At 65.6% G+C, this 14,456-nt stretch carries 12 protein-coding genes; 7 read left to right on the top strand and 5 right to left on the bottom strand.

Annotated features, from left to right (window positions below; genetic code table 11):
* Nucleotides 1-277: 277 nt before the first annotated feature.
* From JQK15_RS00400 to JQK15_RS00410, 3 genes are read left to right on the top strand one after another with little or no spacing between them, the layout of a single operon-like run.
* The gene (locus JQK15_RS00400; RefSeq protein ID WP_004211034.1) at nt 278-547 is read left to right on the top strand and encodes a helix-turn-helix domain-containing protein; all 270 of its coding nucleotides are present in this window, start codon (nt 278-280) and stop codon (nt 545-547) included.
* Between the two features lie 28 nt (nt 548-575).
* Nucleotides 576-1,679: a Gfo/Idh/MocA family protein gene (locus tag JQK15_RS00405; RefSeq protein ID WP_214862879.1), complete on the top strand. Its 1,104-nt coding sequence runs from the start codon at nt 576-578 to the stop codon at nt 1,677-1,679.
* Nucleotides 1,676-2,698, top strand: a complete 1,023-nt coding sequence (locus tag JQK15_RS00410; protein WP_214862880.1) for an SMP-30/gluconolactonase/LRE family protein — start codon at nt 1,676-1,678, stop codon at nt 2,696-2,698. Before JQK15_RS00405 ends, JQK15_RS00410 begins: the two co-directional genes overlap by 4 nt.
* 18 nt (nt 2,699-2,716) lie before the next feature.
* On the opposite strand, the gene JQK15_RS00415 is transcribed toward JQK15_RS00410, so the two are convergent.
* Nucleotides 2,717-3,418 (bottom strand): glutamine amidotransferase, encoded by a 702-nt coding sequence (locus tag JQK15_RS00415; protein ID WP_214862881.1) that lies wholly within the window; start codon nt 3,416-3,418, stop codon nt 2,717-2,719.
* Between the two features lie 115 nt (nt 3,419-3,533).
* Here JQK15_RS00415 and JQK15_RS00420 point away from each other — a divergent pair, with 115 nt between their 5' ends.
* The 4 genes from JQK15_RS00420 (at nt 3,534) to JQK15_RS00435 (ending at nt 8,142) form a co-directional block, all read left to right on the top strand.
* Nucleotides 3,534-5,873 carry a GH92 family glycosyl hydrolase gene (locus JQK15_RS00420; protein WP_214862882.1) on the top strand — a complete coding sequence of 780 codons (2,340 nt, stop codon included), beginning with the start codon at nt 3,534-3,536 and terminating at the stop codon, nt 5,871-5,873.
* Nucleotides 5,870-6,100, top strand: a complete 231-nt coding sequence (locus tag JQK15_RS00425; RefSeq protein WP_214862883.1) for an arsenate reductase/protein-tyrosine-phosphatase family protein — start codon at nt 5,870-5,872, stop codon at nt 6,098-6,100. Before JQK15_RS00420 ends, JQK15_RS00425 begins: the two co-directional genes overlap by 4 nt.
* Before the next feature lie 90 nt (nt 6,101-6,190).
* On the top strand, nt 6,191-7,432 hold the full coding sequence (locus JQK15_RS00430; RefSeq protein WP_214862884.1) for a hypothetical protein: 1,242 nt from the start codon (nt 6,191-6,193) through the stop codon (nt 7,430-7,432).
* 278 nt (nt 7,433-7,710) lie between these two features.
* Nucleotides 7,711-8,142 carry a hypothetical protein gene (locus JQK15_RS00435; protein WP_214862886.1) on the top strand — a complete coding sequence of 144 codons (432 nt, stop codon included), beginning with the start codon at nt 7,711-7,713 and terminating at the stop codon, nt 8,140-8,142.
* Between the two features lie 110 nt (nt 8,143-8,252).
* Here the strand turns inward: JQK15_RS00435 and JQK15_RS00440 are convergent, their stop codons facing one another.
* From JQK15_RS00440 to ftsA, 4 genes are all read right to left on the bottom strand, one after another.
* Nucleotides 8,253-9,404, bottom strand: a complete 1,152-nt coding sequence (locus JQK15_RS00440) for a deoxyguanosinetriphosphate triphosphohydrolase (protein ID WP_185703890.1) — start codon at nt 9,402-9,404, stop codon at nt 8,253-8,255.
* 9 nt (nt 9,405-9,413) lie between these two features.
* A complete protein-coding gene (locus tag JQK15_RS00445; protein ID WP_214862888.1) occupies nt 9,414-11,342 on the bottom strand; it encodes a tetratricopeptide repeat protein in 1,929 nt (642 codons plus the stop codon).
* A gap of 252 nt (nt 11,343-11,594) precedes the next feature.
* Nucleotides 11,595-13,061: a cell division protein FtsZ gene (gene ftsZ, locus JQK15_RS00450; RefSeq protein ID WP_017501206.1), complete on the bottom strand. Its 1,467-nt coding sequence runs from the start codon at nt 13,059-13,061 to the stop codon at nt 11,595-11,597.
* A gap of 108 nt (nt 13,062-13,169) precedes the next feature.
* Entirely contained in the window at nt 13,170-14,453 is a 1,284-nt protein-coding gene (gene ftsA / locus JQK15_RS00455) for a cell division protein FtsA (RefSeq protein ID WP_004207952.1), read from the bottom strand.
* Nucleotides 14,454-14,456: the final 3 nt, after the last annotated feature.

The following is a 14,456-nucleotide window of genomic DNA, read 5'->3' on the forward strand; positions in this document are numbered from 1 at the left end:
GTCCGCCCTGGCTGAACGCCCGGCCACATGGCACCGATCGACGATATGGTAACGCCATCCCCACCCTCTCTTTCCTATGCGTAGCCGGTCATTCGCAGGGCGAATCCCGAAAATCTGTTAGACAGGTTATAGCCGCATTTCGGCCATGCGCTAGGTTATTTCCCGAATATTGCAAATTTTCGCTTGAACCTGTCTGACTGATTCCAGTATCGTTAGCGCTAACGAATCCTTGGGCCGGTCCAGGCCCCAACGCGGATCAATCAGAGGGAGAGGCAGGATGCAGGATCTGCATATTCTCGATCGCCAGGACCAGATGGTCCCCGAAGCCCCACATCTCACGCCGACCCAGATGAAGGTGATGCGCTGCGTCCATTCGGGCCTGCTCAACAAGCAGATCGCCTATGAGCTGGGCATGGCCGAGGCGACGGTGAAGGTCCATATGACCGCGCTGATGCGCAAGCTCAATGTCCGTAACCGCACCCAGGTCGCCATCGCCGCCAGCCATTTCGGCTGGATGCGCCCAGCGCTGAGCCGCGCCGCCGACTGAAAATTGCCCTCTTGGCGGGAGACGCCGCATGGACCGATCGAAACGGGAGTTGATAGGGGGCATCGGCGTCGGGCTGGTGCTGGCCGGCATGGGCAGCACGGCCGCCTGCGCCGCGCCACAGCGTAAGCTGGGCTATGCCATTGTCGGTCTGGGCTATTATGCCACGCAGCAGATCATGCCCAATTTCGCCGGCTGCGAGCATGCGAAGCTGGTCGCGCTGGTCAGCGGCACGCCGGCCAAGCTGGCGCAATATGGCGACCAATATGGCATCCCCAAGACGCATCGCTACAGCTATGCCGAGTTCGACCGCATCCGCGACAATCCAGACATCGACATCGTCTATATCGTCCTGCCCAACAGCCTGCATGCCGAATATAGCATCCGCGCTGCGCAGGCGGGCAAGCATGTGATGTGCGAGAAGCCGATGGCGGTGTCGGTGGCCGAATGCCAGGCGATGATCGCCGCCTGCGCCAAGGCCGGCCGCAAACTGATGATCGGCTATCGCTCGCGCTTCGAGCCCTATAACAAGCTGGCGATCGAGCTGGCGCGGAGCGGCCATGTCGGGCCGACGCGGATCATCACCGCCGAACATGGCTTTCCGATCAAGGCCGGGCAATGGCGGCTCGACCGTCCCCTGTCGGGCGGCGGATCGATGATGGACATCGGCATCTACAGCCTCAACGCCGCGCGCTACCTGACCGGCGAGGAGCCGGTGGAGGTGAGCGCCATCGCCAGCACCGACCGCAGCGATCCGCGTTTCGCCACCGTGGAGGACCGGATCGACTTCATGCTGCGCTTCCCGTCGGGCATCATCGCCAATTGCGTGTCGAGCTACAGCTCGGGCCATAATGGCTATCGGGTGATCGGCACCCAGGGCTGGATCGATATGGAACCCGCGACCCAATATAGCGGCCAGACGATGATGATCCGCAAGGATGGCGTGACCGCGCCGCGCAGCCTGCCGGCGCCGGCGAAGAACCAGTTTGCCGCCCAGCTCGACCATCTGCCCGAATGCATCGCGAACGGCACCGCGCCGATCGTCGCGGGCGAGGAGGGGCTGGCCGACCTGCGCGTGATCGAGGCGATCTATCGCTCGGCGGCGGAGCATCGAACGGTTACCCTGCCCGCATGATCGATCGTCGTACCTTGCTGGCCGGAATGGCCGCCCTGCCGCTGACCCATGCGCTCGCCCAGGCCGCCGACCTGCCGGCCGCCCCCTCTTCTGCCCGGATCGACCGGATCGATCCGGCGCTGGACCGCATCATCGCGCCCGGCGCGCAGGTGGCAATATTGGCGCAGGGCTATCGCTGGGCCGAGGGGCCGACCTGGGCCGCGCCGATCGACGCGCTGCTGTTCGGCGATCCGCCCTCCAACATCGTCTATCGCTGGACCCGCAAGGATGGCGTGTCGCCTTTCCTCTCGCCCTCCGGCCTGCAGACCGCGATCCCCAAGGAGATACGCGAAGCCGGCCTCAACGGCATCGCGATCGACAGGGACGGCCATCTGGTCGGCGCCGACAGCGGCACGCGCGCGATCGTGCGGGTGGACCTGAAGACAAAGGCGCGGACCATCCTCGCCGACCGCTATCAGGGCAAGCGCTTCAACAGCCCCAATGACCTGACCATCGCGGGCGATGGCAGCATCTATTTCAGCGACCCGCCCTATGGCCTGACCGATGGCGACACGTCCTCGCTGCGCGAGATCGGCTTCAACGGCCTCTATCGGCTGACGCCTGACGGCGCGGTGACGCTGATCGACGGCAGCCATCGCCGGCCCAATGGCGTCACCCTCTCGCCCGACGGCCGCACGCTGTATCTGGCGCTGTCGGACGAGAAACGCCCGCAGGTTCTAGCCTATAGTCTGGGCGCCGACGGCCTGCCGACCGGCCAGCGCCTGTTCCGCGACATGGCCAGGGAACTGGCGACGGGCGAGCCGGGCCTGCCCGACGGCATCAAGACCGCGCCTGACGGCACCGTCTTTGCCACCGGCCCCGGCGGCGTCCATGTCTGTGCGCCCGATGGCAAGCTGCTCGGCAAGATCCTTACCGGCAAGGCGATCGCCAATTGCTGCATCGGTGAGGACGGCAAGACATTGTTCCTGACGTCGGCCGACCGGCTGGCCGCAGTGCCGCTGATAGCCCGCAGTGGCTAGCGAAAGGAGGTGGGTTCCTTACGCCTCGATTCCCACCAGCCATTCGCCGATCATCGCCCGGCCCGCCGCCACCGCGCCCGGCCCATGAACATCATGATCCTTCCGCAGCGCGATGCCGCATTGACCGCCCACGTCCAGATCGGCCCAGAAATGGGTCAGCCAATCCTCGAAACGCGGATCCTCGCCCATTTCGGCGTGGAATTGCAGCGCCAGAAGATTGGGCCCGCGCCGGAAAGCCTGATGCGCATAGCGGTCGGTTGATCCCAGCAGTTCGACCTGATCGGGCAGGTCGAACGTGTCGCTATGCCAGTGCAGCACCGGCACGCCGTCGATATGGCGCAGCGGCGAGGCCGCCCCCGCCACGTTGACGCTGACCGGGGCAAAGCCCAGTTCCATATGCCCACCCGGATAGACCCGCGCGCCCAGCGCCGCCGCGATCATCTGGCTGCCCAGGCACACGCCCAGCGTCGGCCGGTCCGCCGCCAGCCGCGCGGACAGCTTGCCGATCTGCACCGGGATCCAGGGATGCACATCCTGTTCATAGACGCCCATCGGCCCGCCCATCATGATGAGCAGGTCCGGCTCGGTCAGGTCGATATCGGCGAAATCGGGGCTGGCCACATCGATCCGCTCGATCTGATAGCCGGCCGCCTCGATCGGCTGGAGATAGCCTGCCGCACCCTCGCGCGGCACATGTCGGACGATCAACGCTCTTTTCATTACCCCCGATAGCTAGCCAGCCAAACCCGCCGACGCCAGCCCAGCCTTTCTTGGGGACAGAAAATTGCCGCTATCGGCTTGGCCCGGCCGCCCGCCCGTGATTTAACCGCACCCCATGATCCTGACCCGCATCGCTCGCCCTTTCCTGCTGGCCTCACTGCTCGCCGGCACCGCGCTTTCCGCCCAGACCCGAGAAGCGCCTTCCGCGCCGGTCGATGCGGTCGATCCCTTCATCGGCACCTCGGGCGAAGGTCACACCTTCCCCGGCGCCGTCGCCCCCTTCGGCATGGTCCAGCTCTCGCCCGACACCCATGTCGGCCCGGCCCGCCAGACCTATAATTGGGCGGCCGGATACCGCCACGAAGACCCGGTGATCCTCGGCTTCTCCCACACCCATTTCTCCGGCGCGGGCCATAGCGATCTGGGCGATTTCCTGGTGATGCCGGTCAGCGGCGACAGCGTCCCGCTGGAGGCCGGCGACGACAAGACGCCCGGCTTCCGCTCGCACAAGGCCGATGAGATCGCCTCGGCCGGCTATTATGCCGTCACCCTGACCGATCCGGGCGTGCGCGCGGAAATGACCGCTGGCACCCGTGTCGGTGTCCACCGCTATGCCTTCCCCACCGGCAAGGCGGCGCATCTGGTGCTGGACCTGCGCTCGATCATCTATGATTATCCCGGCAAGATCCTCTGGTCCTCCATCCGCATCCGCCCCGACGGCACGATTACCGGATCGCGCGAGGTGCGCGGTTGGGCGACGCCCCGGCGCATCTTCTTCGCCATCCGCTTTTCCGCGCCGCTGACCGGCCACCGCTTCGTCAGCACCGAAAAGGATATCCTGTACAAAGGTTTCAAGGGCCCCGGTCGCGGCCCCGAGACGCTGGACTCCCTTTCCGGCCGCGCGCTGGTGGCACAGCTCGACTTCGGCACGCTGACGAAGCCGCTGGAGGCGAAGGTCGCGCTGTCGGGCGTGGACGAGGATGGCGCGATCGCCAACCTCGCCAGCGAGCCGGGCGATTTCGACGCGATCCGGGCGAAGACCCGCACCGCCTGGAACGATGCGCTTGGGGCCGTGAAGATCGACGCGCCCAAGCCGATGCGCACCAATGTCTACACCGCCCTCTATCACAGCCTGATGGCGCCCAGCGTCTGGGGCGATGCCGACGGCCGCTGGCGCGGGCCGGACGATCAGGTCCATGCCGGAATGCTGGATGGCCGGGGCTTCACCATGCATTCCACCTTCTCGCTGTGGGATACGTTCCGCGCCGAACATCCGCTGCTGACGCTGATCCAGCCCGAAGCGAAAAATGCCGATTTCGTGAACTCGCTGATCGCGGGGCAAAAGACCAGCCCCTTCGGCATCCTCCCCGTCTGGCAATTCGCAGGCAAGGAGACCTGGACGATGATCGGCTATCATGCCGTCCCGGTCATCGCCGACGCCTGCCTGAAAGGGATCAGGGGCATCGATTGCGCCGCCGCGCTGAAAGCCATGGTCGCCAGCGCCGACTATGCCCCCTATGGCGGCCTTGGCGACTATATGAAGCTCGGCTATGTCCCCATCGACCGCGAACCCGAAGCGGCGTCCAAGACCGTCGAATATGCCTATGACGACTGGACCATCGCCCGCCTCGCCCGCAAGTTGGGCGACACGGTCACGGCCCAGCGCTTCGAGAAGCGTGCCCAATACTGGCGCAACAGCTTCGACGCCAGGACCGGCTTCCTGCGCGCGCGCAAGGCGGACGGCAGCTTCCGCACCCCCTTCGATCCGACCGCGATCAACTATGGCAGCGACTATACGGAGGGCAATGCCTGGCAATATAGCTGGTTCATGCCGCACGATCAGGGCGGCCTGTTCCGCCTGCTGGGCGGCGACGCGAAGACCGTCGCCAAGCTCGACGCCATGTTCGATTATGACAACAGCAAGATCGACTATAGCCATGCCGAGGACATATCCGGCCTGATCGGCCAATATATCCATGGCAACGAACCCAGCCATCATGTCGCCTATCTCTACAGCTATGCCGGCCAGCCCTGGCGCACGCAGGAGCGGCTGAAGCAGATCGTCGACAGCCAGTACAAGCCCACACCCGATGGCCTCGCCGGCAATGACGATCTGGGCCAGATGTCGGCCTGGCTGGTCTTCACCGCCTTGGGCTTCTACCCCGTGGCGCCGGGCAGCAACGAATATGTGATCGGCCGCCCCTTCGTCGACCGCGCCGACATGACATTGCCGAATGGCCAGCGCTTCACCGTGATTGCCGACGGCCTGTCCGACGCCAATCGCTATGTCGGCCAGGTGACGCTGAACGGCAAGCCGCTGGAGCGCGGCTATATCACCGACGCGGAAATCCGCGCCGGCGGCGAACTGCGCTTCACCATGCAGGCCAGCCCCAACAAGACATGGGCGACCGGCGTGAAGGCCCGCCCCTTCTCCATGACCGGCTATGACAAGTGAAGGCGCGGGACCGGCATTATCTCTTCGTCTGCAGCCAGAACAAGCTGCGCAGCCCGACCGCCGAACAGATTTTCGCCGACCATCCCGGCATCGAGACCCTGTCGGCGGGCACCAACCATGATGCGGAAACGCCGCTGGACAATGAAATGCTGCGCTGGGCCGACACCATCTTCGTGATGGAAAAGACCCACCGCAGCAAGATCCAGCAGCGCTTCCGCGCCGCGTAGGCGGCAGGCCAGATCGCATTTCCGGATTGCGGTCGCCCCGGCGCAGGATCATAGTCGCCCGACGGCTGCTGACGCTCCGATGGAGGATCCATGCTGATCGCGATGATGATGGCCGCGCACACTGGCGCTGCCCCGTCCGCCTCCAAGTGGCCGACAATCATGGCATCCATGACCGTCTCTCGCCCTTCGACGCCCCCTGCACCATCGCCGGCCGACAACGAAGATACCATGCTGATCGTCGACGGCGTGCGCATCGATGCCAGCGCTGCGGCGCTGGCGGCCTGCCTCGCCCGCTCATGCCCTCCAGACGAAGATATGGAGGCTGCCACCGTCCACGCTGAAAATCAGTTGCTGGCAGGCGATCATCAGGGCGCGCGCGATACGCTGCGTCAGGCCCGCGCCCGCAACCACCGCCACCAGCGGGATTATCCGGTTCAGGTCGGCCAACTGCTCGACTTCGATGCCGACGTCGCGTCCTACAAGGGGCTGGCGGACTATAGCCGCACCGGCACCATCGATGCGCTCGACGCGCTCAAGGCCGGGCTGCCCCTGCATGATCGCCGCATCGCCATGCAGCGGATGCGCGTTGGCGACGTCTTTCTGCGTCAGGGCAAGATGCGCAGCGCCACCGGTTTTTACGACCGCGTAGCCAAGGAAGCGAGCGCCCAGGGCTGGCCCGAGATGGAAGGGTTCGCCCTGTTTCGCGGCCTCACCGCCTATGCGACTGCAGCCAGTGTCGACCCGGCCTATGATGACGAGGCGCAACGCCGCTACGCCGCATTGAAAAGCCGGACAGTTCCTGCCATCCGCCCCTATCAGGACGCTGCGCTAATCATGCTGGCGAAACTGGAACTGATGAAAAATGGCCTGTCCGAGGAGGAACTGACGCGCCGCCTGTCGGGCCTGCGTTCCGCGTCGCCCCTGCTGGTGGTCGGCCCGCGGATAGAAGCCCAGGGTAACAGCCTGGTCCTGTGGACCGACGACCGGCGCAAACATGCGCTTCTGCCCGCCAATCCATCGGGCCATTGGGCGGAGTTTCGCTATCTCATCACGCCCGATGGCCGGATCGACGCGATCGAGCAGGTGGGTAGAGGCCGAGCGACCAGCCATGTCGCCCCGGAAGCCTGGGCCGACCTGGTCGGCGAAGCGCTGGCCCAGCGCCGCTATTTGCCTCTCGCTCTGGCGGCCGGATCGCCGGGCCTGTGGCAACGCGAACGCTTCTTGCTGACGGCCGACCTGGAACTTCCGCAAAAAAGCCACACCCGCATCCGCCGCCCCGGGGAGAAACTGCACATCCGCAGCTTCCAGATTACAGAAAACGACGCCGACTGATGGGCCGAAAATGGCCGGCGAGGTTTCGACCCGTTTTTGCCGTTCCTTTTCCCTTGGAGGGAGAAGGATGAAGTCCCCCGCCCCATGTGCCAGTTGGAAGAGGGAGGGAACGAAAACTGATCCCCGAATACTGCCCGTTCGCCCCCCCAGCGAGTTCGGTCTTCGGAACGGCGCTAAAAGGGTGGGAAGCGGACGGGCGGCTTCCGGCATTGGAATGCCAAACACCGGACATTAACTAGATGGCACCAATGTGCTTTCTAGTTTTACTGGGGGTCGGTATGAAGCACATGTGGCGGCGTAGCCGAAATGTTGAGTTATGCTATTATTGTGGATTGATCCGTTCGGCGGAAAACGATGCTCAAGTTTGTCGTTTCCCATCGGCAAACGATGCTGAGTTACCAGCACTGAGGTCACCTTCATATATCGATGATGCGAGCTCGAAGGCTGCAGAATCCTTGAAAACATATTTAGCGGTTCGAGGGGACAAAGATGGTGAAATCGCTCGGACCATCGTGCGCTTGAAAGATGATGAGCGACGTCGGACACTGCTAGATGTTCTAGCACTTTTTGATGAAAATATCGAAGTTCAGGCAAGAAGATTAAATACTCCCAACCACATGCTGGAGACCACTTCGGCTTGGATGCTGCGTGTCAGAAGAACGGCAATTACCGATCTTCTACCAGCAATGTCCGCTTCGAAGCGCAAATGATTTACCATTAAACGGCAAAAAAGGTCGTTAAGCGTCACAGCCCGATGCCACCATCGCCCCCTTTTTTCCATTCCGGTATTTTGTATTGAACCCCGACCGGCCGCTCGCGCCTAAACCAGTGCCCCGCAAATCTCGGCATGCCGCTTTTCGGCATAGCGGTCGGTCATGCCGGCGATGAAGTCGGCGATGTGGCGGCTGCGGGTTGGTTCCTCCAGCGCGCATTCGTCGCGCCATTCTGGCGGCATCAGCGCGGGATCGGCCAGATAGGCGCGGAACAGGTCCATCACGATCACCCGCGCCCGGTCGGCGGCGGCCAACTGGTCGGGATGATGATAGAGGGTCGCGTACATGAAGCGCTTCAGCTCGCGTTCCTGCGCCGCCAGTTCGGGCGAGAAGGCGACCAGCGTGCGGCCCAGCGCGCGGACATCGGCGACCGTCTCCACCCCGGCGGCCGCGATATTGGCACGGGTGGTGGTGAGCAGGTCATTGGCCATCACGCCAATCTGTTCGCGCACCAGTTCGCGCAGCAGGCGATCCTGCGGCACGTCGGGATAGCGGGCCGTCACCCGGTCCCAGCAATGGCGCACCAGCGGCACCGTCAAAAGCTGTTCCAGGCTCAGCAGCCCGGCGCGCAGGCCATCGTCAATGTCGTGATTGTCATAGGCGATATCGTCCGACAGCGCCGCCAGCTGCGCCTCCAGCGAGGCATGGCTGGTGAGATCCAGCGGAAACAGCGCGTCCAGTTCGCGCATCGCCCAGCCGGGCCTGGTCACCGGTCCATTATGCTTGGCCAGCCCCTCCAGCATTTCCCAGCTGAGGTTGAGGCCGCGAAAGCGCGGATAGGGCGAATCCAGCAGCATCAGCGTGCGCAGCGTGTGCGCATTATGATCGAAGCCGCCATGATCCTCCAGCGCCGCCTCCAGCGCATCCTCGCCGGCATGGCCGAAAGGCGGATGGCCGATGTCATGGGCCAGGCACAGCGCCTCGGTCAGATCCTCGTTGAGGGCGAGCGTGCGGGCGATGGCCCGGCCGATCTGCGCCACCTCCAGGCTGTGGGTCATGCGCACGCGATAATGATCGCCGTCGGGCGACACGAACACCTGCGTCTTGTGCCGCAGCCGGCGGAAGGAGATCGAATGAATGATGCGGTCGCGGTCGCGCTGGAACATATCGCGCGGGCCGCGCATCTCGCCGCCCGGTTCGGCATGGAGCCGTCCCCGGCTCTGGTCGGGCTGAGAGGCGTAGGATGCGAGCATCGTCATGCGAACCCCTTATTTGCTGCCCAGCTTCTCGACCACCTCGCCCGCGTCGCTCTGCCAGGCGAAGGCATCGGCGCCGGCCTTTTTGAGGTCCGCCTCGACCGCTTTGGCGCGGGTGAAGCTGGCAAAGGGACCGATCAGCAGGCGCGAGGTCTGGCCCCAGCTGGCGCTCCAGCCATCCTGCGGCGCGACCGCGTCATATTTGCCCTGCAAGCGCTTGAAGGTGAAGGCCAGCGCGCTCTTCTGCCCGGTGCCGATCTGCACCCAGTTGCGCGCGGGGTTGGCGGCCAGCCGCTTCTTTTCCTCGGCTTCCTTCTTCGCCTTGGCGTCGGCTTCCGCCTTCGCCTTGGCGGCAGCCGCCTTCTTCGCCTTGTCGGCCTCCGCCTGGCGCGCGGCGGCGCGGCGGGCAGCCTGCAGCTTCTCGACCTCGGCCAGGTCGACCGCGACCACGTTCGAGCGGCGCTCGCTGTCGGGCACGTCGATGGCGTGGATGATGTCGGCCAGGCTCCGGGTCGCCTCCGGCGCCGGCTGCGACGCGGCACTGTCGGCCGGCGGCGTAAATACGGTGGCGACCGGCGCCGATGGCGTCTCCGCGGGCGGCGTGCCCTGCGGCGCGGGCGGGGTCACGCTCGACGCCTGGGCAAGGGCGCTCGAATTGAGCTGCGAAGCGGCGCTTGGCTGGCCGGTGGTCGGCGCCGGCGCGGTCGAACGCGGGGCGCCGCCATCCAGCGCGTCGAGGCCCGGCGCGGGCGGCCCCTGCACATCGGCCGATGCGCTGCGGACCGGGGCAGGCGTTGGTGTCGGGGTCGGCGCAGGCGCTGTCGCCTGACCGGGCACCGGCTGCACCATCTCCGAACGGGCGCTCTGGCTCGGCGTCGGCTGGACGACCGGCTGGCGTCCGCGCGTGTCGGAGGGCAGCGGCTGGATGGTTGCGGGCGCAGGCGCGGGGACAGTGGGCTGCGTGGCTTGTGCGGCCACCGGCGGCCGGCTCTGGGTCGGCGCGGGCGGGCTGGCAGCGGGCGTGCCGAGCGGCGCGCGGGCCAGCGACGTGCCGCGCTGCCGGCCACTGCCGTTGCGGGTCGTGCGGCGATCCCCCTGGGCCGGCGCGGTCGAAGCGGCGGCGGCGGGTGCGGCGTCGCGCGACGCCAGCTGGACGCCCGGCGCCGGCGGGGTCGGCACGATCGGCGTGATGCTGGTCGCGACCACCTGCGGGAAATGGCCGAAATGGACCGCAGCCGCCTTCTGCGCCGCCGTCAGATAGGGCATTTTCTGCATATAGGGGGTGATGGCGCTCGCCAGCTGGGCCGGCATGGTCTGGTCGACAACCTTTTTGGCCTCGGCCTGGCGGTTGTTCATCGCCAGGATGAAGGCATTATAGCGCCAGGCGGCCCGGTCGCTCTTGTAGAGCAGCGGCTGCAACACCTTGTCGGCGGCATCCACCTGCCCCGAAATACCGAGCGAGGCGGCGTAGCGGCGCACCAGTTCGGCATCGTCCGGGGTGCGTTGCAGGGCGGCATGATAATCGCGCTGCGCCCCGGCCTGGTCGCCGGTCATGTCGCGCGCAAGGCCACGGTCGCCCTGGATGGTCGCTTCGGGATAGCCGGCACGGGTTGCCTGGTCGAACAGGCGCAGCGCTTCGGCCGGGTTCTGCATCTTCAGCATGACCCGGCCCAGGCCCGCCTTGGTGCGTCCATTATTGGGCTGGATCGCGTCGGCGCGGGCAAAGAAACCGGCGGCCGCGCGGGCGTCGTCCAGCTCCAGCGCGGCTTCCCCTGCCCCCACCAACGCGTTGAAATCCCGCGGATTGGTGGCCAGCTTCGCCAGATTATTGTTGAGGTCCGCGGCGCCCGAGGGCCGGACCAGATCGGCCTGGTCGGTTTGCGCCTGCGCAGCCGTGGCAAGAAGCAGGCTGCCGAGAATCCATAGATGAGATCGTGTCACATCGCTCCCTTAGAGCCTGATCGTTTGAGGGGGAAGCGCTTCGCGCTTCCGCCGATAACGTGAATCAGGCTCTAGTCGATGATTTCAGACCTTGATTCACGCTTCGGGCTGATTCAGCCCGAAGCGATCAAGGTCTAGCGGATCGCGGAAGCAATGGGAAATGACCTGCACAAAAAAGCGCGCCGGGTCGCCCGAAGCGACCGACGGCGCGCCTTTGGCAGGCCGGTGCGGGCCTATGCCCGCACGCTGGCCTTACTGGTTGTTCTGGCGGTTGAGGAAGCGCGGGATATCCAGGCCCTGCGTGCCTTCTTCGGCGCCCGGCGCCTTTTCGCTGCCACGGGTAAGGCCGGCCATACGCTCGAACAGCGTGCCACCGGTCGCGACGCGCGGCGCCGGCTGGGCGGGCTTGGGCGCGGCTTCCGGTGCGGTCGGTTCGGCCGCTTCGGCGCCGAGCAGCAGTTCATCCTGCGAGGGATCCTCGTCGGAGAAGACGGCGGCGGGACGCGCAGGCGCGAAGGCCGGCGGCGCCTTTTCGGCGGCAGGCGCAGCGATCGGCGCGGGTGCCGGAGCTTCGGGCACGTCCAGTTCCAGCGCTTCGGGCTCGGGCGCGGCGACCGGAGCCGGCGCAGCAGCGACCGGCGCGGCCGGGGCAGGTGCGGCCACCGGTGCCGGACGCGGTGCCTGCGGCACGGCGACGGCCGGACGGCTGGCGAAGCTGAACGGCTGGGTCAGCGGTGCGGCCTGGCTGCCGACTTCATTGTCGATGCCGGTCGCGACGACCGACACGCGGATCTTGCCGTTCAGATTGTCGTTGAAGGCGCTGCCCCAGATGATGTTCGCGTCCGGGTCAACCAGTTCGCGGATATGGTTGGCGGCTTCGTCAACTTCCATCAGGCGCATGTCGTCGCCACCGACGATCGACACGATCACGCCCTTGGCGCCGCGCATCGACACACCGTCGAGCAGCGGGTTGGCGATCGCCTTTTCCGCCGCCTGGAGCGCACGGCCGTCGCCTTCCGCCTCGCCGGTGCCCATCATCGCTTTGCCCATCTCGCCCATCACCGAACGGACGTCGGCAAAGTCGAGGTTGATGAGGCCCGGCATGATCATCAGGTCGGTGATCGAGCGCACGCCCTGCTGCAGCACCTCGTCCGCCATCTGGAACGCTTCCTTGAAGGTCGTGTTCGGGTTGGCGATCAGGAACAGATTCTGGTTCGGGATGACGATCAGCGTGTCGACATGCTTCTGCAGCTCGTCGATGCCGCTTTCCGCCGACTTCATGCGGCGATTGCCCTCGAAGGTGAAGGGCTTGGTCACGACGCCGACGGTCAGGATGCCCTTTTCACGCGCCGCCTTGGCGATGACCGGGGCCGCACCGGTGCCGGTGCCGCCGCCCATGCCGGCGGTGATGAAGCACATATGGGCGCCTTCCAGCGCCTGTTCAACGGTGATGATCGTTTCCTCGGCCGCCGCGCGACCGATTTCGGGACGCGAACCGGCGCCCAGACCTTCGGTGATCTGCGGGCCAAGCTGGATGCGCCGTTCGGCCGGCGAGGCATTCAGCGCCTGCGCATCTGTATTGGCGACGATGAAGTCGACGCCCTCGACGCTGGCCGCGATCATGTTCGCGATGGCGTTACCGCCTGCACCGCCAACGCCTATCACCGCAATGCGTGGCTTCAATTCGTCCACATGCGGCGGGCTGATCTCGATGCTCATATACTTTGCTCCCTCAGCTTCCTCGTCAGGAAGTGACAACCGTCATCAATTGTTAACACCAGAAAATAGAGTATTTCACCTGCTATTTTCGTTTTCGTTCAAATTCGCTCAGTAATTCGTCCGCATCGCCCGCATCATGCGCTGCCACCATTGCGGGGCGCCCAGACGATGCACGGTTTGCGGCGCAGGCGCCATCGCCCTAAGATCAACCGGGTTTGAAGCGCCGTAAAGCGCCAATCCGGCCAAAGTAGCGAAGGCCGGGCCACTATGCGCTTCGGGCATGGCTGACAAGCCACGCGGGCGACCGACCCGCACCGCACGCCCCAGCGCACCTTGCGCATAGTCGGCAATGCCCTTCATCTCCGCGCCGCCACCGGTCAGCACGACCTGGCGCCCGGTGCTGTTGAAGCCCATGCCGGCCAGCGCCGCATTCACTTCCGCCATGATCTGGTTCAGTCGTTCGCAAATGACGCCGACCAGCGCCGCGCGGGTGATCTTGCCGCCTTCCGCATTGGGGCCGGCGCTCTGCCCCGGAATGGCGACATCGCCATGGGGCGTCGCGATCTCGATCATCTCGCGGAAATCGCGGCGGTTCTGCATCGCCGAACCATAGAAGCATTTGATCCGCTCCGCCTGGCTGCGGCGGATGCCGAAGGCCGAAGCGATATCGTCGGTAATGTCGGACGCGCCCATCGGGATCGAATGCAGCCCCACCAGCATGCCGCCGGCATAGAGCGAAACATTGGTGACCCCTGCCCCCATCTCGACCAGCGCCACGCCCAGGTCGCGCTCCTCTTCCGACAGGCAGGCGAGGCCCGTGGCGATCGGCGAGGCGACGATCGAATTGACATTCAGATAGGCGCCACGCACGCACAGGTCGAGATTGGCGAGCGGCGCGCCATCCGCCAGCACGACATGGATGTCGACGCCCAGCAGATCGGCATGCATGCCCAGCGGCTTCTTCACCGGCACCTTGCCATTGATGGTGAAGCAGGTCGGCTGCGCATGCAGGATGATGCGGCCATCGGGGTCGATGCCCTGCTGGCCAGTGGTCAGCAGATCGTCGATGTCCGGCTGCTCGACGCGATAGCCGCCCATGTCGCGCTCGACCGTGACGACGTCGCTGACCAGGCTGCCGCCCGAGAAGCTGACCCAGACATCCTCGATATTGGTGCCGGCGACACGCTCGGCCTGTTCCACCGTCTCGCGCACGGCCAGTTCGGTGCGCTCCATGTCGGCGATGAAGCCGCGGCGCACGCCCCGGCTCTCGCGCTGGCCGGTGCCCAGGATCGCCAGCTCACCCGTATCGGTGCGCCCCGCGATCAGCGCGGACACCTTCCACGATCCGATATCGATCGCGGTGATGAGCTTTTCGACCTTGGGCTGTGCCATGAC

It is taken from the genome of Sphingobium sp. BHU LFT2 (assembly GCF_018604485.1).
GTDB lineage: Bacteria > Pseudomonadota > Alphaproteobacteria > Sphingomonadales > Sphingomonadaceae > Sphingobium > Sphingobium yanoikuyae_A.